General features: G+C 44.5%; 14 protein-coding genes. 11 read left to right on the forward strand and 3 right to left on the reverse strand.

What is annotated here, in order from left to right; genetic code table 11:
- Nucleotides 1–416 precede the first annotated feature (416 nt).
- Nucleotides 417–3677, forward strand: coding sequence for an NACHT domain-containing protein (locus G511_RS0113585; protein ID WP_028470109.1), 3261 nt, complete (start codon nt 417–419; stop codon nt 3675–3677).
- A gap of 126 nt (nt 3678–3803) precedes the next feature.
- Here G511_RS0113585 and G511_RS0113590 read toward each other — a convergent pair whose 3' ends face one another.
- A complete protein-coding gene (locus G511_RS0113590) occupies nt 3804–7262 on the reverse strand; it encodes an acyl-[ACP]--phospholipid O-acyltransferase (RefSeq protein WP_028470110.1) in 3459 nt (1152 codons plus the stop codon).
- A 171-nt stretch (nt 7263–7433) separates the two neighbouring features.
- Here G511_RS0113590 and G511_RS0113595 point away from each other — a divergent pair, with 171 nt between their 5' ends.
- From G511_RS0113595 to rrtA, 3 genes are all read left to right on the forward strand, one after another.
- On the forward strand, nt 7434–8186 hold the full coding sequence (locus tag G511_RS0113595) for a helix-turn-helix domain-containing protein (RefSeq protein ID WP_036552078.1): 753 nt from the start codon (nt 7434–7436) through the stop codon (nt 8184–8186).
- A gap of 143 nt (nt 8187–8329) precedes the next feature.
- Nucleotides 8330–10384 (forward strand): VIT and vWA domain-containing protein, encoded by a 2055-nt coding sequence (locus G511_RS0113600; RefSeq protein ID WP_028470112.1) that lies wholly within the window; start codon nt 8330–8332, stop codon nt 10382–10384.
- On the forward strand, nt 10384–10977 hold the full coding sequence (rrtA, locus tag G511_RS23915; protein ID WP_051222049.1) for a rhombosortase: 594 nt from the start codon (nt 10384–10386) through the stop codon (nt 10975–10977). The genes G511_RS0113600 and rrtA overlap by 1 nt, the downstream gene beginning before the upstream one ends.
- On the opposite strand, the gene gloA is transcribed toward rrtA, so the two are convergent.
- Together gloA and G511_RS0113615 are read right to left on the reverse strand one after the other, a co-directional pair.
- Nucleotides 10925–11359 carry a lactoylglutathione lyase gene (gloA, locus tag G511_RS0113610; protein WP_036552079.1) on the reverse strand — a complete coding sequence of 145 codons (435 nt, stop codon included), beginning with the start codon at nt 11357–11359 and terminating at the stop codon, nt 10925–10927. The genes rrtA and gloA overlap by 53 nt on opposite strands.
- 70 nt (nt 11360–11429) lie before the next feature.
- The gene (locus tag G511_RS0113615; protein WP_028470114.1) at nt 11430–11846 is read right to left on the reverse strand and encodes a hypothetical protein; all 417 of its coding nucleotides are present in this window, start codon (nt 11844–11846) and stop codon (nt 11430–11432) included.
- 145 nt (nt 11847–11991) lie between these two features.
- Between G511_RS0113615 and G511_RS0113620 the strand changes: the two genes are divergently transcribed.
- From G511_RS0113620 to G511_RS0113650, 7 genes are all read left to right on the forward strand, one after another.
- A complete protein-coding gene (locus G511_RS0113620; protein ID WP_028470115.1) occupies nt 11992–12555 on the forward strand; it encodes a TetR/AcrR family transcriptional regulator in 564 nt (187 codons plus the stop codon).
- A 357-nt stretch (nt 12556–12912) separates the two neighbouring features.
- Entirely contained in the window at nt 12913–13947 is a 1035-nt protein-coding gene (locus G511_RS0113625) for an AAA family ATPase (protein WP_036552081.1), read from the forward strand.
- Between the two features lie 15 nt (nt 13948–13962).
- Nucleotides 13963–14937: a DUF58 domain-containing protein gene (locus G511_RS22930; protein WP_051222051.1), complete on the forward strand. Its 975-nt coding sequence runs from the start codon at nt 13963–13965 to the stop codon at nt 14935–14937.
- Entirely contained in the window at nt 14937–15404 is a 468-nt protein-coding gene (locus G511_RS22935; RefSeq protein WP_051222053.1) for a DUF4381 domain-containing protein, read from the forward strand. The genes G511_RS22930 and G511_RS22935 overlap by 1 nt, the downstream gene beginning before the upstream one ends.
- The gene (locus tag G511_RS0113640) at nt 15397–16383 is read left to right on the forward strand and encodes a vWA domain-containing protein (protein WP_028470117.1); all 987 of its coding nucleotides are present in this window, start codon (nt 15397–15399) and stop codon (nt 16381–16383) included. Before G511_RS22935 ends, G511_RS0113640 begins: the two co-directional genes overlap by 8 nt.
- Before the next feature lies 1 nt (nt 16384).
- The gene (locus G511_RS0113645; protein WP_028470118.1) at nt 16385–18379 is read left to right on the forward strand and encodes a VWA domain-containing protein; all 1995 of its coding nucleotides are present in this window, start codon (nt 16385–16387) and stop codon (nt 18377–18379) included.
- Nucleotides 18373–20118, forward strand: a complete 1746-nt coding sequence (locus tag G511_RS0113650) for a BatD family protein (RefSeq protein WP_028470119.1) — start codon at nt 18373–18375, stop codon at nt 20116–20118. Before G511_RS0113645 ends, G511_RS0113650 begins: the two co-directional genes overlap by 7 nt.

The following is a 20118-nucleotide window of genomic DNA, read 5'->3' on the forward strand; positions in this document are numbered from 1 at the left end:
CCGACGTACTGAGTGTGGGCTACAGGAAGAAAACGACTACGGTGAAATTATAAGCCGTGTGCGTGGTGTTATTGATCGAATTAAAGGCAAAGCAACGATGCTGCTAACTCGGGCTAAACGGTGGTCAGTGCGTAGGGCTGAGCATGATAGCGAATCGCAGGTATCGCCTTGGAGTTCTGTCAATAACTGTACGCAGAGATATGATGAGAATGAACTAAGCTAGTGCAGTGAATAGGTCATCGCTTAATCACGAATGCTCCACTAAAAGCTATTGATAAATAAAGAAAAGGACGCTATAAAGATATGGATTACATACAAAAGTTATCTTGTTATGATTATTAAGTTAGGCTTCAATTCAATGTGTGCCGCAAAGCAGTGACGCTCCTTTCTATTAGTTTATTAAAAATGGTATTTAAATGGATTTATCAATAGCCATATTCCCAATAGCAAAATTTATTTCTAAAAGTATTTTTACACTATGGGTTGAGAATGATCTAGATAGTAATTGTTTTGACTTTCTTATTAATTCTAATGATGCATCATTTGATATAGCAAAAGATCATGTTGATAATTTAAAACTGGCTCATATATGCAGTGGTATAGAAATTGAAATAAACGAAAGTATAAGTAAAATAATTGATATTGAATCTTATACCGAAGAAGAAATAGAAACTGTAGTGAATGCATTTAAAGAATCGACTTATGCTGCAGGCATTACAAAGAGATTCTTACTTGACATTGACTATGAAGCTCCACAGCTTGAGAAAAAAATAATAATAAATAAGGGACCTGCATATGAGAAAATATATGGTGATAAACCTCTAGAACTCTATAAGACTCTGGTATCGTTTTATTCAGTATCTTTGACCGCATCCATGCTTAAATTGCCAGAATTCAAAATAGATGCGATTAAAGAGATTTTGAAAAGAAGTTCCGAAGTTACAAGCTTGATATCTGAAGTTTTGAATCAACTTTTAGCTATAAACTATGTAGCATGCGCTAAAGATCAAAGTAAAAATAAAATTGATTTTGAAAAAAAATATAGAAACTGGGTTACTCAAAAAAACAGTAAAATTGATTTGTATGGAGTTGATCTGCAAGAGTCTTCTAAAGTGCATACTTTAAATGTTGCATATGTTTCGATTAGAGCAAAATCAGAGGATGATTCAGGAAACAATCAAAGCCTTCCTATTGAGAGAGTTTTATCAAAAGAAAAACGAATTCTTATTAGAGGGTTAGCTGGAAGTGGAAAAACGACTATTTTACAGTGGATAGCAGTTAATTCCGCGTCGCTACAATATAGAAATAGGCTATCAAAACTAAATAATGACTTACCATTTATAATAAAACTAAGAGATTTTCATAATAAGGATTTTCCTGGCCCTGATGATTTTATTTCAAGTATATCTTCTGTACTACATCTTGAAGAGCCTGAGGGCTGGGTTAGAGATAAGTTAAACAGTGGGGATGCTATTATATTGATTGATGGAGTGGACGAACTTCAAAGATCAAAACGAATAGAAGTTAGGGAGTGGATTGAAGATTTAGTATTTACGTATTCGGAGTGTCGCTTCATAGTTACCTCAAGGCCTACTGCAGCAACAAAGGATTGGTTAAAAAAGGTTGGTTTTTACTCTGCCGAACTTGAAGAGATGGCAAGTCAGCATATTGATAAATTTATTGATCACTGGCATGCAGCTGTCTCACATAATTATCCCTCTTCAGAGGACAGGAGAAAGTATCTTGAGTTAGGCGAAAAATTAAAACGCACCATACATGAGAATCGAGCACTAGTATCTCTTACTAATACCCCTTTATTATGTGGGATGATATGCTCTCTCCATAAAGAGCGAAGGGAAAGATTGCCTGAAGAAAAGACTGAGCTTTATGAAGCCTGTATTGAAATGATGCTAATAAGGCGGAATATTGAAAGACATATAAGCGATGATGGTTATCCTGTTGTACCAGGTAAGATTAGAAAACGCATCTTAACTGAGTTGGCGGATTGGTTTCAAATGAATGGCCATTCGACTGCCCCAAAGGCTGATGTAGAAAAAATAATTGAGCAAACTATTGAGGTTCTATCTGTAAAGGATTCTGCGAACGAAGTACTAAACTTACTCCTTGATAGGTGCGGCATAATTAGAGAGCCAACTATAGGTTATGTGGATTTTACTCATAAAACATTCCAAGAATTTCTTTGTGCTAAAAGAATAAGTGAAAGATCTTCTTTAAGTTATTTGGTTAGTAAGTGCACAGATGATACTTGGCATGAAACTGTGAAAATGTGCGTTGGCCTTTTTACAAAAGAAAACGTAACTTCATTTTTAGAACAGCTTATAAAAAGAGCAAGTAAAGAAAAAACAAACTCTAAAAAACTTATTCTTCTTTCTGTATCGTGCTTAAGTGAGACAATTTACATACAGCCGATTGGAATTCAAAAGGAATTGAAGAGCCAAATAAAAAAGATAATTCCACCTAAGAATTTAACAGAGGCAAACAGTCTAGCATCCGGAAAGTCTCTGGCTGTAAAAGAGCTAGGGGATGTTAGACGCTTTACAAAATATAAAGAGGTTGTGGCATGTATTCGTACCCTAGCAAAAATATCTTCTGATGAAAGTTCTAACGATCCAGAGACTACTAAGTCAGCCATAAAATCTCTGAGTAAATTATCTAATGATACAAGAAAGACTGTTGTTGACCAGTTATATAAAGAATGGGCTGGCCAGTCAAACATAGATTTATACTTTAATGAAGCTCTAAAGCCTCATGCTGATAAAATAATAAGCTTAAATATTGAAAACAGTGAACAACTTTTACTTATTCAATGCTTTAAAAATGCGAAAGCTATTTATATTAGCCCTGAAGTTACCTCTGCTGATATAGATAGATTGAGTGAGATGAAAAAACTGAGGAGTGTTTCAATTTATTCTGGATCAAAAATTGATACTTTCTCAAATATTGAACTTATGGAATCATTGCTGTCGCTATATGTTGCAAGGATAACTTCTTCAAAAATCTTTAATGATTCTAATTGTTTTAAAAACTGCGCTATATTATCAGTTTTAATATATAACGAATTCTCGATGTCTGACATGCTTTCTTTTGAATCATTGCATGAGTTACGTTTGTTTGGCTCTCGGCAAGTTAAATTTGATAACTGCTTCAATAATAAACTTACTTTTCTTCGGTTGTTTCATGTTGATAATATTACGGTTGTAAATACATGGCCAACAATTACTGAGCTTGATATCACTTGGTGTGACTTTAAAGATTTTAGTTTTATAAAGCAGTTTCCTAGACTGAAGAAGTTAATTATACAGAGTGATCATGTTATTCAAAATATTGAGTTCGTAAGGCATTTAAAAGAATTAGAGTCTTTAAAGTTACTTTGCAAATTTGATGGTGTTGATGTAAGTCCTTTGTTTGAGTGTGACACTATTAATAAAGTGCTAATTCCAGATTTTGGAATTGAAGGGTTGGCCGAATGGCTTGATTTTAAAGATAATTATAGATCTCAAATTGAAAACGATGTAATCAATCACAATGAAGCTGATTCTTGGGCAATAAAAGTAAAAAGAAAAAATATTGCTGTAACGGATTGTTTTGATGATCCAGATAATGTCGATATTACTAATTCAGATTTTTGGGATGAGCTGGATATTTCCTTTACGTAATATTGTTTCCAGGCTGTACTTATTTTAGCTGAAGATTCAGTTGTAACTTTTCAGCGCCTAAATCTAGATGAGTGATAAAATACCGAGCCTGCTAACCACAGAGACCCGGTATTTTTTTGCAGTACTTTAAGCGGTTTCGCTCAATGCCAGTTGTTTAGCCGTTGCAAAATCGTTTTTCCCCGACCCTAATTTGGGCACTGCATCCACGGCTATCCAATTGGATGGGATCATTAAACCGCTAACGCCATTCGCTAACATCGTTTGCCTCACTTCAGAAGTCTCTAAGTCTCCTTCATAGAGTAGTGTGATCGATTCACCTTTCTTATTGCAGGGTAGGTTGATAGCAACAAGCTCTATATCTTTTTCAGGTATCGCATTGCGTACGTTTTGCTCTAGTTCGCTTAAGCTAATCATCTCGCCCGCTATTTTGGCAAACCGTGAGTAGCGATCCAAAATCGTTAAAAATCCTTGTTCATCGATTGAGCCTTTGTCACCGGTTACATACCAACGTTCACCGTCAATTTGTTTTAGGACTTCAGCATTTTTCTCTGGGTTGTTTAGATAGCCCTGCATCACTTGCACGCCACCAATGAGGATCATTCCCGCTTCGCCTGTTGCTAGCTCGGTGTAGCTTTCTGGGTCGACTATTTTAAAGCTTGTTCCCGGTAGCGGCATGCCTACGGTGCCCTGTTTTCCGCCTTTTTGTACTTTCCAGTATTGGGTATCAAGTACATCAGGTAGGTTTACGCTGGCAACCGGTGTGGTTTCAGTACAGCCGTAACCTTCGAGAATGGGCTTACCAAATTTTAATTGGAAACTATCGCGTACATCGGTATTGAGCTTTTCCGCCCCAGAAACAACGATGCGTAAGCTGTCGAACATAAGCGGGTGTACTTTGTGGTTGCGGGCAAAAAGCCTAAGGAAGGTTGATGTACCACACATGACGGTTGCTTGATGCTTGGCCACGGCTTTAGCGATACCCAGAGCGTCCGTTGGGTCAGGGTGGCAGATCATCGGTAAGCCTTCGATCAGGGGTAAGAACTGGGTGACGGTTAATCCAAACGCATGGAACAAGGGTAATGAGGCCATGATAACGTCATCATCATTCATGTTGAGCACATCGGCCGCTTGTTTAACGTTGGCCATTATATTGCGATGGCTCAGCATAACGCCTTTGGGAGCGCCTTCACTGCCGCTTGAAAAGAGAATAGCCGCTGTTGCAAGAGGGTCGCGCTGTTTACACACTAAACGTGCAAGTAACGATGCAGGAAGAAGCTTCGCCATTAACCAATGGCCTAGTAGCTCTCCTTTACCGATAGTCTTTTTCATCTCTTCTAGATAAACAACCTGCACACCATCAAACAGTGGTGTGAGATCTACGCCACGCTTTTCCAGCTTTTTAACAAACCGCTCAGAGGTATAAATAGTTTTGATCTGTGCTTGTTTAACAGCAGATACCAGTGCATCGATAGAGGCTGAGTAGTTCAGGTTTATAACGGTTTTACCCGCCATGAGGGACGCCATATTGGCGAGTACACCACCGGCGCTGGTCGGGACTAATAAGCCGACTCGCTCCTCGGGGCTGAGTTTGCCAATACGGCGAGACATGCCCATGGCTCCAGCCAGAGCGCTCAAACCTGAAAGCTCTGTCCCCGTCGTGTCAGCAATGGCTAGATCAGTGCCTTGCTGCTTAGCAGTATTGATCCATGCTTCGGATAATGTGGGTAGTTGTTCAACATGCTTCTGCCAAGAGCTGATAGAGAGATCAAATACACGGCGTTTAAGCACATCAACAGTCGTGTTTTTATCTAACGGAGCGCCAAAAGACACTACAAGATCACGCTTTATACCACGCGCGCTATAGCGTTTTAGCCGCTCAGAAGAGTGCGAGAATTTGCTGCCCCATAGGCCGCGAAGGTAAAACGGCACAATGCTTACGTTATCGTTGGCTTCTTTACAGGCTAGCTCATAGCCACGGCGAAACTCAGCAAGGTGGCCGGTACGGCTAATGCTACCTTCGGGGAAAATACATACAACTTCGCCAGCATTAAGTGCCTCGGTTACTTTAGCTAAGGAGTCTTTGCTTGTTTTTCCTTGTTGAATAGGTACACAGCCCATCATTTTTAGAAAACGGTTGAGATACCATTTATCGTAAATGGATTTTAACATGACAAATCGAATGGGGCGGGGGCTGGCTATTTGAATGATGGCCCAGTCTACCCAACTAATATGGTTGCCCAACAAGAGTACGCCACCACTGCTAGGGAGGTTCTTTAGCCCCTGTACTTTAACCCGGTAGCGTCTGCTCATGAGTGAGCTAAGAATAACGCGCACCAAGCTTTGCGGTAGTTTTACGATGGTATAAACACCACCGATGAGTGCCACGCCAGCGATAATGTGTAGCAGAGTGCGGCTTTCGAACCCTTGTAGAGCAAACACCACGGTGAGTGCTAAAAAGCTCGCCATAGCCACATTTTGTACCCAGTTATTAACGGCGAGCACTTTCCCCATTTCATGATCTTCGGCATGAAATTGTATTAAGGCATTTAAGGGGACAATGAATAACCCTCCAAAGATACCCACTGCCGTAAATAGCAATGCTTGCCCTTGTAGTGTTGTGATGCTTGGCAGCAGCCATAAGCTAAGCGCAACACCTAGCGCACCCACGGGAACGAGGCCTGTTTCAATATGGTGTCGTGATACCCGCCCAGCCAACCAAGATCCAAACACGATACCAAGCCCCGTACACGCGAGCACGCCCTGAATGATGACCGTGTTAGTAATACCAAAGCTATCTTTTGCGTAAGATGGAAACGTTGCTAAAAGCACTTGTCCCACAGACCAAAATGTTGCCAGCCCAATGATGGATAAGCGGATAACGGCACGGCTGTTGACTGTTTTAAGATTGTTAGCAACGAGTTTGCCTTTAACGTAATCCGGCACCGAGAACTGCTTTGATGGTTCGCCTTGTTCGAGCGTAGGCAGGCGGTACATGGCTAGTAGCTCAAGTGCTGCATTGAACACTAAGACCCAACCCAAAGGCGCGATAGCGAGGAGAATAGTACTGCTATCGGTAGCGCCCTGGGGGTACATAGATTCAAAGAAGAGGGAATACACCACGGTGCCTGCCAAAATGGCAATAATAGTAACAGCTTGCACCATCGCATTAGCGGGTGCTAAACCCTCCTTGCCAAAAAGAGGCTTAATGTAGCCGTACTTGGCCGGCGAATAAAAGGCTGATTGCACGGCCAGTAAAAAGGTCATTGCAAATGCCGCCCAAAACCAGCCTTGGTAGTAACAAAAAGTAATGGCTAAAGTAAGGCCGAGTGCAAACCAAGCAGCCGCTTTAAGGACTCGGTTTTTGGGGTATTTATCGGCCACAAATGCAGACGGCGATAGCAGTAAGATAAAAGGCAGCAGGATTAAGCCGTTAATAATCGCGGTTAGGATAACCTGAGTTTGGTCATCGTAAACTTTAAAAATAGTGTTTTGAATAACAATCTTGTGGCCTAGGTCTACAAAGGCATTAAGAAACACTGCTGCTAAGTAAGCTAAAGAGCCGGTGATTTTGAGCAGTTTATCCATAAGAATATTCCTTGGTGTGATTCGTATACCATCCAGTATTGGCGAATACTCAAGAGATGAAATACTATCGGTAAAAGGCGCGGCATATCAAACAAATAGTATTACATAATGATCCTTTTTAAAGATTACTGCGGTTTTATTCGATTTTTAAATTTCTTGTGAGCTAGGATTATGACTTCTGTAGAGCACCGCCCGCAAACCAATGCTTTGATTACTACGCTTAAGCGCCAGCTTAAGGCGAGTGGCAAAACCTATCAAGATATCGCGTCATTACTAGGCTTAAGTGAAGCGTCGATTAAGCGGTTATTTCGTGAAGGTGATTTGTCATTGCCGCGTCTGGAAAAAATTTGTGACGGTATCGGGCTCGAACTCAGCGAACTGTTTCAATTAATGGCGCATCAGCAGCAACAACTGCAGGGTTTGAGTCGTGAGCAAGAGCAGGAAATTGTTGATGATCAGGTCTTGTTACTGGTCGCTATCTGTTGCGTGAATGGCTATAAATTTCAAGAGATTATCAATCAGTATACGCTTGAACCAACAACGTTAATCAAAAAGTTAGCAGCTTTAGATCGGTTAAAAATTATTGAGTTACAGCCTAATAACCGCATTAAGTTATGTATAGCCCCAAACTTCAATTGGCTTGCTAATGGGCCTATTCAGAACTTTTTTCACAGCCGAATTAAAGAAGAGTTTTTTCAAGCTTCTTTTGCCAAATCATCCGATAATTTACTCGTAGCTAACGGCCTCATTGCTAATAGTAGTAATGCTGAATTGCAAAAACGGATGCAGAAACTAATAAATGAGTTTACTGAGTATAGCCGTAAAGACGCTACCTTAGCGATGGGCGAACGTAATGGCACTATGATGGTGGTGGCTATGCGACAATGGCAGCCCAGCTTGTTTAAAGAGCATATTAAAAAATAAATAACTAAGCGCCCTGTAGGTAAGTACCAAGTAACCAAAGGTTGCAGCATACGCTACTTTTGTACATCTGCTGTTCTCTCGTTGCAAAAATCACAACACTACTTTCCATCACCACAGAAGTGGATCATGAGAGGAGAGTTGCCATGTTGTGGAAACAGATGATTAGTAAGTGCATTGGGGGAATGTTGTTATGTGCTGGGGTCTCGCTCAGCGCTCAAGCTGCAGGGTTAATGAAACCGGTTAACAGTGCATTGCCAGATTTGAGCATTCAACAGCATCACGTGAATGTGCTGGTGGAGGATGGTTATGTCACCACCACTGTTGAACAGGTATTTCATAACCCGAGCAATACGCAGCTAGAAGCAAAATACTCCTTTCCCGTACCCGAGCGAGCGGCCGTAGGTGAGTTTATTTACTGGATAAACGGCAAGCCAGTGATAGGGGAGGTTGTCGCTAAACAACAAGCCAAAAAGATTTACCAACAACAAAAACAAGCGGGTAATCATGTCGCGCTAACAGAGCAAGACAGCTACAAAACGTTTGATAGTCTTATTTATCCTGTTGAAGCCAATGCCGATGTACGCATTAAACTAGTCTATGTGCAGGCAGCACATCTTGATACCAATACAGGCCGCTACCTCTACCCTTTAGAAGATGGCGGTGTTGATGAGCAAACAAACAGTTTTTGGTCGCGCAACGAAGTCGTGAAAGAAAGCTTTAGTTTCAATATGGATATTCGCTCCAGTTATCCACTGGATGGCGTTAGGTTGCCCAAACATGCTAATGCCATCGTTACACAGCTATCACCGCAACAGTGGACAGTGGCTCTTTCCTCTTCAGCTCAGGTGGATGAAGGCAGTGGCACGTATCAGCCTGCTGCCTCCTTAAGTGAAGATATCTTGGTGTACTGGCGGTTAGAGGAAGGGCTACCCGGCTCGGTTGATCTAGTGAGCTATCGACACCCTGATAATACCCAAGGGACTTTTATGCTTACCTTGACGCCTGGAGATGACCTTCCTCCAGTGCAAGGTAATCGTGATTGGACGTTTGTGCTGGATGTGTCGGGTTCTATGGAAGGTAAGTATTCCACTCTTCTTGAAGGTGTTCGCCAAGCACTTGTAAAGTTACCGCCAAATGATCGCTTTCGATTGATTACATTTAACGATAAAGCACGTGATATGACCGGCGGCTATCAACAGATAAGTAACGAGAATGTCACGCGGTATATTGATCAGCTACAGAGCAATGGAACAGGAGGAGGGACCAACTTATATGCGGGCTTAGCAAAAGGCTTAAAGCGCCTCGATGACGATAGATCCACGGCTATTGTGTTGGTAACAGACGGTGTGGCCAATGTCGGTGTCACTGAAAAGAAAGACTTTTTAACGCTTGTTAAAGAAAATGACGTGCGGCTGTTCACTTTTATTATGGGAAACAGCGCTAATCGTCCTATGTTGCAGGAGATGACAGAGTTATCGAACGGTTTTGCTGCAAGTATTTCTAATGCAGATGATGTTATCGGCCAAGTGATGTTAGCAACCAGCAAGCTTAATCATGCTTCTATGAGAGATATAGAAGTAAGTATCCAAGGCGGGCGGGTGAGTGACCTAACACCAGAGCAGGTCAATACGGTTTATCGTGGACAGCAATTGGTGTTGTTTGGTCACTATTTTGAAGCAGGGACAGCCGAAGTAGTACTGCGCGGTAAAGTGGGTGCACAAGAGCGTGTGTACAAAACTCAGGTTGAGTTAGCAGGTGTGTCCACAGATAACCCAGAACTAGAGCGCTTGTGGGCCTACAGTAAGATAGAAGCACTACAGAAAAAAATGGATTACTTGGGGGCTGATGCCGACACCGAGCAAGCCATGACTGATTTAGCCGTACAGTATGGCTTGGTCACTGACTATACCTCGTTATTAGTGGTAGAAGAGGAGGTGTTCGAGCAACTGGGTATTAAGCGCACTAACCAGCAACGCGTTAGCAAAGAGCAGCAAGCTCGCCAACAACGCAGCCAGCGAGAGCATGTGCAAGACAACCGTGCCGATAGCAATCAGCCTATGTTCCAGCAGTCTCGTGCAAGCACCGGTGGTGGTGCGATTGATAGCTCTCTACTGTTAATCCTCCTAGCTTTGGGCCTGCCATCACTACTAGCCGGCTTTAAAGCGAGATCTGTTGTTATAAAAACAAACAAGAAGTGATGAATAATCAATGGACTATGCCCTGGATCACTGTTGCTATTAGCGCAGTGGTTTTGGGCTTAGGTTTGTTACCTGAACTATTTCAATGGCTCTATTTTGATCGCGCTTTGATTGTTGATCAACAGCAGTGGTGGCGTTTGTTGACGGGGCACCTGGTTCATAGCAGTGAGGCGCATTTAGGCTGGGACCTACTTGGGTTTATGGTGTTCGCAGGTATTGCGGAATGCTGGCATCGTAAAAAATTGATAGTCTCTGTTGGCATGGCATTATTTATGTTGGACTGCTTGCTACTGTCGCCCTTTGGGCTGGATCGTTATTGTGGTTTGTCGGGTGTTCTTTGTGCCCCTGCAACGCTGGTACTGTGGGCACACTTCAATAAGCAGCGAGACGTACTGCATTTTTTGCCACTATTAATTGCCGGGTTAAAGCTTGTCGTTGAAGAAAACAACGCTGATCTACTATTAGCACAGCAAGGCTGGCCTTTGTATGCACCAGCGCATTGGGTGGGGGTTATGGCGGGTACGTTAAGTTTGGCCTTAGCTAAATGTGCGAACGTTCTATACCAAGCGGGTTATTATCAGCGTAGTTTGTAATTCTTTGTATAAGTTCAATTTTGTATCCGTCGGGATCAATGACAAATGCAATAATTTCGTTACTACCGGTAAGAGGTTTAGGTTCGAGAACAATCGTCCCGCCTTTTCCTTTGATTTCGTTACAGGTGTCCCGACAATTATCAACGCTGATTGCAATGTGACCAAAAGCATCACCTAATTCATAGTTTGAAATGCCGTAATTGTATGTCAGCTCAAGTGCGCAGGTTTGGGATTCGTCGTCATAACCAAGAAACACAAGAGTGTACTTTTCGGTTGGTTGCTTTAATGTGCGCAGTATTCGCATACCAAGAATTTGAGTATAGAAATTTACAGATTCTTGCATGTCACTAACTCGAAGCATTGTATGTAAAATTCTTCGCATATGTTTTTCTCACCGAGTTCGTCATGATATTTGAAAGCGAACACTCTCAAATACCATGAGGTTGGAAAAGTTAGCCTCTAGATATGGCTTCACCTAATTGTTCATTCGTCATGGCTTTGCCATCCATATTCCATGTTCCGTCAACTGTATGTACCGCATTTGAAAAAATATGTTTACGCTGAAGGCTGCCCTTTGATAACTCTTCAATGATGTCGGTGGCATCTTTGAAAAAGTTTTCCTGAACGTCTCTGGAGCATAATGCAAAGCTTGGTGTTTTGGTTTCAATCCAAGCGCCAGTGAAAGGCTCTCCTCCCGATAAGGATTGATCTTTTGAAATAATATTGATGTGACAGGTGACATTCGGTGTCATCACTTGATTCCCATCGAGGGAGTGTGACTTAAGAAAAGCGGCTGTAATGCGTTTGCCTGCTTCCTTCTCAGCACTTTTTGGTATGGCTCTTTCCGTAAATGTAAGTGATATTGGCATAGTGAATCTCCGGTAAATTATATATTTTAGACCATAAGATAACGATCGCTATATTAACGTATAGCATGGCTGTTACTTTGTAAAGAATAGTGATCGTTATTTTATGATACTATTGCCTCATTAGAAGGTAAGTCAGGTCAAAGACATGAGATATAAGCCAGATCAAAAAGCAGAAACACGTAAGAAAATTATTATTGAGTCGGAGCGTAGTTTTAAAAAAGCCGGTTATAGCGGTATTGGCGTCGATGGCCTTGCCAAAGCCGCGGGCGTTACTTCTGGGGCTTTTTACGGACATTTCAAATCAAAAGAAGCAGCCTTTAAAGAAGCGATTAATTCTGGGATGGGAGGATTGTTTACTGCAATTTCGGAGCTGAAACAAGACGCGGGAGAAGGCTGGTGGGCTGAATTTGCGACGTTTTACACCCATCAAAAACGCACGTGTGACCTTACTGAAAGCTGTGCCCTGCAAAGCCTGTCGCCTGAAGTTGGTCGTAGTAATGATGAGATACGAGCAATATTTGAAGCTGAGTTGCTTAAAGTATTTGAGCTTGCCAATAGCAACGAACAAGATGCAAAAAAAACGTGGGCTAGTCTCGCTATGCTTATTGGTGGCGTAACTTTAGCACGAGCAGTTAAGGATGATGCGCTTGCTGACCAGATATCAAAAGCAGTAGAAAACGAAGTTATTGGCTTACATGAAAATAGCTAATAAGTCTTCGTAGCCTTCAATAGAGGTTCCAACAACCACTACATCAGATATTCACGTAGGGAACTGTTTTATTAACGGTGCATGATCTTCCCAGTTTATTAATGCTTTTCAAGTGTCGGATCTCACACACATAGAGCTTGCTTAAAAACGGTTACGTCTATTTCTGGTGTGAATATATCGATGTTATGAATAATTTAGTTCAGGCGTTGAATTTTTTTCTGTTGTCGCTATCTATAAACTGTCACTTTAACAGTGATTTGTTATATGTAAGCTGATGCATGTTAGTAGAAGTTGTTCAGGCATGGGCTATGTATGACCATTTAATCTCACATTACATTTTGTCACAGGAAAAAACTCATGACTGCAGAGGTTGTTCTTAGCAAGAGCCCGGAAAGCGCTGATAAAACCGTGAGTGCAACAAGCGAGCATCAGGCTACTTTAAGCGAGCTACGTACGGCACTGCAGAAAAAAGTCGTGGGCCAAGATAGCTTGATTGAGCATTTACTGATTGCTCTACTGACAGATGGTCACGTTTTACTTGAAGGCCCGCCAGGTTTGGCTAAGACCCGAACTATCCATGCACTCAGTGATCTGCTCGAAGGTGAGTTTAAGCGCGCACAGTTTACGCCTGACCTGTTGCCTAGCGATATCACCGGTACTGAAATCTTTAATGCACAAAAAGGCGAGTTTCAGTTTCGTCCCGGCCCTCTATTTTGCAATATGTTGCTGGCCGATGAGATTAACCGTGCACCGGCTAAAGTGCAGTCTGCTTTGCTCGAAGCGATGGGCGAGCGCCAAGTAACGGTGGCAGGTACTACCTACCCACTACCACGTTCTTTTATGGTGATGGCGACACAAAACCCGCTAGAGCAAGAGGGGACTTACCCTCTACCAGAGGCGCAGCTAGACCGGTTTATGCTACATGTGCGTGTCGATTATCCGCAGCATGAGCAAGAAAAACTAATTTTAAGGTTGGTGCGTAATGAGCACACCCAAGATACGGCAAAGGCGGAGTCTTCAGCCAGTGTTGTGCTGACTGAAACAGCATTACTAGAAGCACAGCGAGAAGTGATGAATGTCTTTTTGGCCGATAGCTTAGAAGACTATTTAGTCGCGCTAGTAATGGCCACGCGTAACATTGGTGCTTATGGTGAGGATCTCAAAGATAGCCTCACATTTGGGGCGAGCCCGCGTGCCACTATTGCATTGGACCGTGCGGTACGAGCTAAGGCATGGCTGCAAGGGCGTGACTTTGTGACACCGGACGATATCCAAGAGATATTACCGAGCGTGTTGCGTCACCGCATTGGCCTGAGTTATATCTCCGAAGCGAATGGTCTGGATAAAGATCAATTAATCACCAAGTTAATCGCTCGCGTGGCAGTGCCTTAAGGCGGAGAAGTCAGTATGTTTCTCGGTGATAACAGTCCACGCCCTGTGCCGCAGCAGCGCCATTGTATTTCATTAGATGAACTGCTCAGTTTGCGTCACTGGCCGCCTGCACGTAGCCCTAGCCGCCAGAGAATGGCGATTCGTGAGGGCCATCATCTCAGCCATATTCGTGGCCGTGGGATGGAGTACGATGATGTGCGGGAGTATCAACCCGGTGATGATATCCGTCATCTGGATTGGCGCTTAATGGCGCGCACCGGCGAAGCACATACGAAATTGTACCGAGAAGAGCGCGAGCGTCCGGTTTTTGTGTTGGCAGACCTACGCTCTCCTATGTCTTTTGCGACCCAAGGGCACTATAAGTCAGTGTTGGCATGTTATGCGGCGGCAATGACCATCTGGACAACTTTGGCTAATGGAGATCGCATTGGCGGGCAAATTTTAGGCGCTAAAGGTGAGCAGTTGTTTCGGCCCAGCAGTAATCGCCAGCAAGTGATGGCGATGATGGCTGCGCTGGCCCATGAAAGCAGTTTGACTCAAGGGAGTAATCTAGCCCAAGAGGGCAATGCAGCAGTAGATGCGCAAGAAACAGCAACAGTACCGTTGAGCTTGTCTGATGTATTAGCAACGGCTGAGCGCACTATTACGAGTGGCACCTTATTATATATTTTCAGTGATTTTCACGATGTCGATGACAGTGTGCAGCAGCACTTGATGCGTCTGGCACAGCGCTGTGAATTAAAACTGGTGTTGATCTCTGATCCCTTAGAAGAAAAGTTACCCCACGGTAGACGATATCGGTTTTTAGGGAGTGGCCGCGAGTTATTGGTTGATGCTGATCAGCATCAACAGCAGCGCTATCACCAACAGTTTCAAGCACGCATTCAGCTACTCGAGCGTTTGCGTAATCTGCGTGGTGTGGAGTTTGCGCATTGGCAAACAAACCAGCACCCCTTATTTCGGTCGCCGCTTATGAAGGAGACGGTTTAATGGAGCAACTCCGTCCTATGCAGTTACCCGATCCCGTTAGTTGGTGGCCAATGGCACCTGGCTGGTGGCTGTTGCTAGTGTTAATCATTGCCAGCATGTTTGGTTTGGTGTGGTGGTTACGCCGTCGTTGGGCTGACCCGCGCCGTTATGCACTGGCAGAGTTGAAGAGCCTTCAAGCCTGTTATTCCCCAGAGGGAAGTGATCAAACGGCGCTGCTCACGCACTGTAATCAACTACTTAAACGCACAGCGCTCACGCTTTACCCGCGTCATGATGTTGCCTCGTTATCAGGCGATGCATGGATAGCGTTCTTATTAAATAGCAGCAAAGGTTGCGAGGCAGAAGCGTTGCAATGCCTTAAAGATGGCGCTTATCAACAGAACGTTGAATACGATAGCGCTGCCTTGCTGAAAAGTTGCCGGCAATGGTTAAAGACAGCAGGTAAGAGAGGCCACAACAATGCTTGACCTTGCTTGGCCATGGCTACTGATTTTATTGCCTTTACCTTGGTTTGTGTGGCGCTTCTCTCCTGCTGTTGCGCATTCACAACAGAGTGCATTACAAGTCCCTTTTCTTGAAACAATGGAGCAAGCGGTTGGTGCTTCAGTTGTGGATAAACGTCGCAGTCGTTTATGGATAACTCTATTGGCGTATCTGGCGTGGTGTTTGTTGCTGGTATCTGCGGCGCGCCCGCAATGGTTAGGTGAGCCTGTCCCTCAGCAGCGTGAAGGGCGCGATATGATGTTAGCCATCGACCTTTCAGAAAGTATGCTAGAAGAAGATTTTGAGTTAGGTAACCGCCTGATCAACCGCTTAATTGCCACTAAGGTGGTTGCCGGTGATTTTATTGAGCGCCGAGAGGGTGATCGAATTGGTCTGATTCTGTTTGGTGAGCAAGCTTATTTGCAGGCGCCACTGACGCATGACCGTCAAACTGTAAAACAACTGTTGGATGAGGCGCAGGTAGGTTTAGCCGGTAAAACAACCGCTATCGGTGACGCCATTGGTTTAGCGGTAAAGCGCTTTAAAGAGATGCAAAACGAGCAACGCGTACTGGTGTTAATTACCGATGGTACGAATACTGCCGGTGCTATTGAGCCTGACAAAGCGGCTGAACTCGCCGCAGCCGAAGGGTTAAAGATATACACGATAGGTATTGGTCGAGATCGCAGCCAGCGTGGCTTAATTAGTCGGTTTTTTGGCGGCGGGACTTCTCAGATAGATGAAGCGGCTTTAAAGAACATTGCCGCTAAAACCGGTGGGCAGTATTTTCGTGCCAGAGATTTAGCGCAGCTATCTGAGATCTACACATTACTCAATGAATTGGAGCCTATCGGCCAAGATGAAGATTTTTATCGTCCTGTTGTCTCTCTTTACCAATGGCCGTTGTTGGCAGGTATTTTCTTGCTGTGTATAACGGCGTTATGGCAGAAAAGGAGGGTATAAGGTGTTGGCAGCGTTTCATTTTCAACAACCCTATTGGTTGCTACTTTTACCCCTATTCGCTGTGTTGGGTTATGGCTGGATACGCCATAAAAGAAACACATCACAGTATTGGTCTGAAGTGTGTGATCCAGCATTACTGCCTTTATTAATGAAAGAAGGGCAGGCAAGATCAAGCAGTGCCCCGGCTATTGCCGTATTGGTGGCTGTACTCTTATCGGTTGCGGCTGCACAGCCTGTATGGAAGCAACAACCCGTACCTGCATTTAAACACGGCGGCGCTGTAGTCATCGCGCTAGACCTGTCGGCCTCAATGAATGCGACTGATATTAAGCCGAGTCGTTTACAGCGGGCGCATTTTAAAATTGAAGATTTGTTGGGGCGTCTTCCCGACAGTCAAGTGGCTCTGCTGGTATATGCAGGAGATGCCTTTGTGGTAACGCCGCTCACAGAAGATACCGGTACAATTTTAGCGCAGCTACCCGTGATGACGCCTGAAATTATGCCTGCACAGGGTAGCCGTGCAGACCGCGCTTTGGCGAAAGCTGGCGATATACTGGCACAAGCAGGTGTCAGAGGTGGGACCGTTTTATTAGTGAGTGATGAAGTGAGCCCAGCCCAAATTGCCGCTTCTGCTAGCCGTTTGGCTCAACAAGGGCGTAGCGTCTCTATTTTAGCGGTTGGGACAGCACAGGGCGCTCCGATACCCACACAATTCGGGCCAATGAAAGATCAACAGGGGCAAGTGATTTTGGCACGTACCGATATGCAGCAGATGCGTGAAGCAGCGAGTTTGGGGGGCGGTACTGCCGTGCAGTTAGTCGCGGAGGAGTCAGATCTGAGTGCCTTAATTTCTACATTTAGTACTGGCCAGCGCGAAGAGGTAAAACAAGGTAGCGAGGTTGAGCGCTGGGTCGCAGAAGGCCCTTGGTTTGTATTGTTAGCACTGCCTTTATTATTACCTCTTTTTCGCCGTGGTATTGCGACTATCTTGTTGCCCGCTCTATGTTTTAGTGCTTTAAGCTTAGGTACGTTCGGCATTGCGTCTAATGTGGAGGCGGGAAGTGAGGTGGATGTTAAGGAAGGCGCAGCGGCTAGCATATGGCAGAATTTATGGAGAACCGCCGATCAACAGGCAGCACAGCAGTACCAAGCCGGCGATAAAGCGGCGGCGGCACAAACATTCAGTGATGCGCGCTGGAAACAGGTAGCACAATATGAAACACAAGATTATGCCGCGGCTATAGAAAGTCTTCCTGAATCCAAAACTGCCGCTGATTGGTATAATCGCGGCAATATACTGGCACAACAACAGCAATTAGATGAGGCCATTTCTGCCTACGAGCAGGCGTTGCAGAGAGACCCTGAGCACGAAAACGCGACGTTCAATAAGCAACTTGTAGAAAAACAAAAGCAGCAGGAAAAAGAACAAGACGGTAAACAGAACCAACAAGGTTCAAAAAGTAATTCAGAACAAGACAGCGAACAAAAAAAGCAGCAAAATAGCTCACAGCAACAAGGGCAATCTGATCAGCAAGATCAGCAAGATCAGCAAGATCAGCAAGATCAGCAAGATCAGCAAGATCAGCAGGGCCAACAAAACTCATCAGCGGATAATTCTTCGCAGGGCGATCAAGATGAAAATAACGCTTCGGCCGAAACGCCACAACAAAGTGAATCGACCCAAAAGGATTCACCGAGTGAAACGTCAGATCAAGCTACAGAGCAAGCCCAAGATGCTGAGGCGGCGAAAGCTGAAGAACAACAGCGCGCGGCCGATTATCTTAAGCAACAGATGGATAAGGTTGGGCCACATGATGGCCAAGCGGCGTCCGGTGATGCTTCAGAGCAGCCTGAGCCTATCAGCGAGTCCGCGCAAGCAAGACAGCAGCTCCTTAACCGAATAGTTGATGATCCTGCTGGTTTGTGGCGACGTAAGTTTATATACCAGTATCGCCAGCAGGCAGAACAACATTCGGGAGAAGAAAAAGCATGGTAAGTGCTCGCCGTGTATGGCTAATTATTGTCTTATTATGTGTCAGCGTTAATCTTCATGCTGCGATTAAAAGTAGTATTAACCGCAGCATGATTGAGCAAGGCGAGAGTATCCGCTTGAGCATTGACCTTGAAGATGTCGACGCTGACCAGGTTGGTTTGAAGCCGCTAGAGAAAGATTTTGAAGTGTTGGGGCGGAGCCAGCAATCCAAGAGAGTTATTCGTAATGGCTCGTACGAAAGCTCTTCTGAACTTATCCTAACACTGTTGCCCAAACGTAGCGGCGACTTACAAGTACCCTCGCTAAGAGCTGATGGTGATCAAACTAGTTCACATGCATTGCGCGTTACGGCTGTGCAGCAGCCAGCCGCTGCCGATGGTGGTATCGAGATGCTATCAACGCTTTCGAGCGAGCAGCCTAGAGTTCAGCAGCCGCTTATTTATCAGACAAGCTTGCTGGTGGGGCGGCAAATTTTCAATGCCTCTTTACAAGGCCCGAGCATCCAACAGGGCAAGGCACTCATCGAACCATTAGGTGAGCAGCGTCAGTACCAGCAAGCACTTAAAGGCCGGCAGGTCACCGTTGTTGAACAGACATGGCTTATTACGCCAGAGCAAAGTGGCCCGTTAGAAATAGCACCTGCGCAAGTTATCGGACAAATACAGACCGGGCGCTTAACGCGTAATCCATTTGGGGGGGCTTTTTCAGACCCTACCGCCATGCGTAGAGTTCAGGTATCAGCACAAGGTTATCAACTAGGTGTTGCCCCTATTCCTGGTAGCTTCAGTGGCCAAGTCTGGCTACCTGCTGAAAACCTAGTGTTAAGCGATGAGTGGAGTAGTGAGCAGTTCACAGTAGGGGAGCCTGTAACACGTACTATTAGATTAAAAGCAGAAGGGCTTAGCCGAAACCATATTTCGGAATTGCCTTTGCCTGAAATCGATGGCATTAAGCAGTATGCGGCTAATCCTGAGGTGGCACAGCAGTATGAAAATGATCGATTAACAGCGGTTTTAACACTAGAAGTTACGCTTATCCCTGAAAAATCAGGAGCACTGACCTTGCCTGCTATCACTCTGCCTTGGTGGGATGTCCAAAGTGATAGCGAACAAACGGCGGTGTTGGCAGCAAGAATAGTAGATATTGCCCCAGGAAAAGCACAAGCTGCAAAGCCAACACGCCCGTCTCAGGCTGCTCCCGTGCAAGCCTTAAGCCAGGCCCCTGTTACTGCCATTATTCCGCCATTAGCAAAGCCTACAACGCCACAGAGTACAGGTGGTGCTACGGATAATGACAACGTAAGCCCATGGCTAGTTGCGCTTTTAGGCCTTATTGTGGGCAGTGTGATAACCGCTTTGGTTATGATTTTTTGGCAGAGAAGCAGAAATTCATCAACCAACACAACTGAAAATACTATGCCGCTCCCGCCGCCTTCTGTAACGGCACTTAAGCAAGCATGTTCCAACAATGATGCAACGCAAGCACGTTTGGCTCTGATTCAGTGGGGGCAGAGTCTATGGCCAGAGTGTAGTAATTTAAACCAGCTGTCAGTGCGAGTAAGCCCTGAGTTACAAGCGGCCATTCGTGATTTACAGCAAAACAGTTACGGCCAGAGCGCTACCAGCCCCGTTGCCCAAAAATGGCAAGGTACGGAGTTATACAAAGCTGTTCAGGCGTTTTCGGTTCCTCAATCATCGATAGCTGTAAACACAGAAAAGCTATCCCCGTTGTACCTTTCTTAA

The organism is Neptunomonas japonica DSM 18939, assembly GCF_000422765.1.
In the GTDB taxonomy this organism is placed as follows: domain Bacteria; phylum Pseudomonadota; class Gammaproteobacteria; order Pseudomonadales; family Balneatricaceae; genus Neptunomonas; species Neptunomonas japonica.

Coding starts and splice junctions, on each gene's coding strand:
- G511_RS0113585 (WP_028470109.1), top strand. CDS start 417: ATGGATTTATCAATAGCCATATTCCCAATAGCAAAATTTATTTCTAAA.
- G511_RS0113590 (WP_028470110.1), bottom strand. CDS start 7,262: ATGGATAAACTGCTCAAAATCACCGGCTCTTTAGCTTACTTAGCAGCA.
- G511_RS0113595 (WP_036552078.1), top strand. CDS start 7,434: ATGACTTCTGTAGAGCACCGCCCGCAAACCAATGCTTTGATTACTACG.
- G511_RS0113600 (WP_028470112.1), top strand. CDS start 8,330: ATGTTGTGGAAACAGATGATTAGTAAGTGCATTGGGGGAATGTTGTTA.
- rrtA (WP_051222049.1), top strand. CDS start 10,384: ATGAATAATCAATGGACTATGCCCTGGATCACTGTTGCTATTAGCGCA.
- gloA (WP_036552079.1), bottom strand. CDS start 11,359: ATGCGAAGAATTTTACATACAATGCTTCGAGTTAGTGACATGCAAGAA.
- G511_RS0113615 (WP_028470114.1), bottom strand. CDS start 11,846: ATGCCAATATCACTTACATTTACGGAAAGAGCCATACCAAAAAGTGCT.
- G511_RS0113620 (WP_028470115.1), top strand. CDS start 11,992: ATGAGATATAAGCCAGATCAAAAAGCAGAAACACGTAAGAAAATTATT.
- G511_RS0113625 (WP_036552081.1), top strand. CDS start 12,913: ATGACTGCAGAGGTTGTTCTTAGCAAGAGCCCGGAAAGCGCTGATAAA.
- G511_RS22930 (WP_051222051.1), top strand. CDS start 13,963: ATGTTTCTCGGTGATAACAGTCCACGCCCTGTGCCGCAGCAGCGCCAT.
- G511_RS22935 (WP_051222053.1), top strand. CDS start 14,937: ATGGAGCAACTCCGTCCTATGCAGTTACCCGATCCCGTTAGTTGGTGG.
- G511_RS0113640 (WP_028470117.1), top strand. CDS start 15,397: ATGCTTGACCTTGCTTGGCCATGGCTACTGATTTTATTGCCTTTACCT.
- G511_RS0113650 (WP_028470119.1), top strand. CDS start 18,373: ATGGTAAGTGCTCGCCGTGTATGGCTAATTATTGTCTTATTATGTGTC.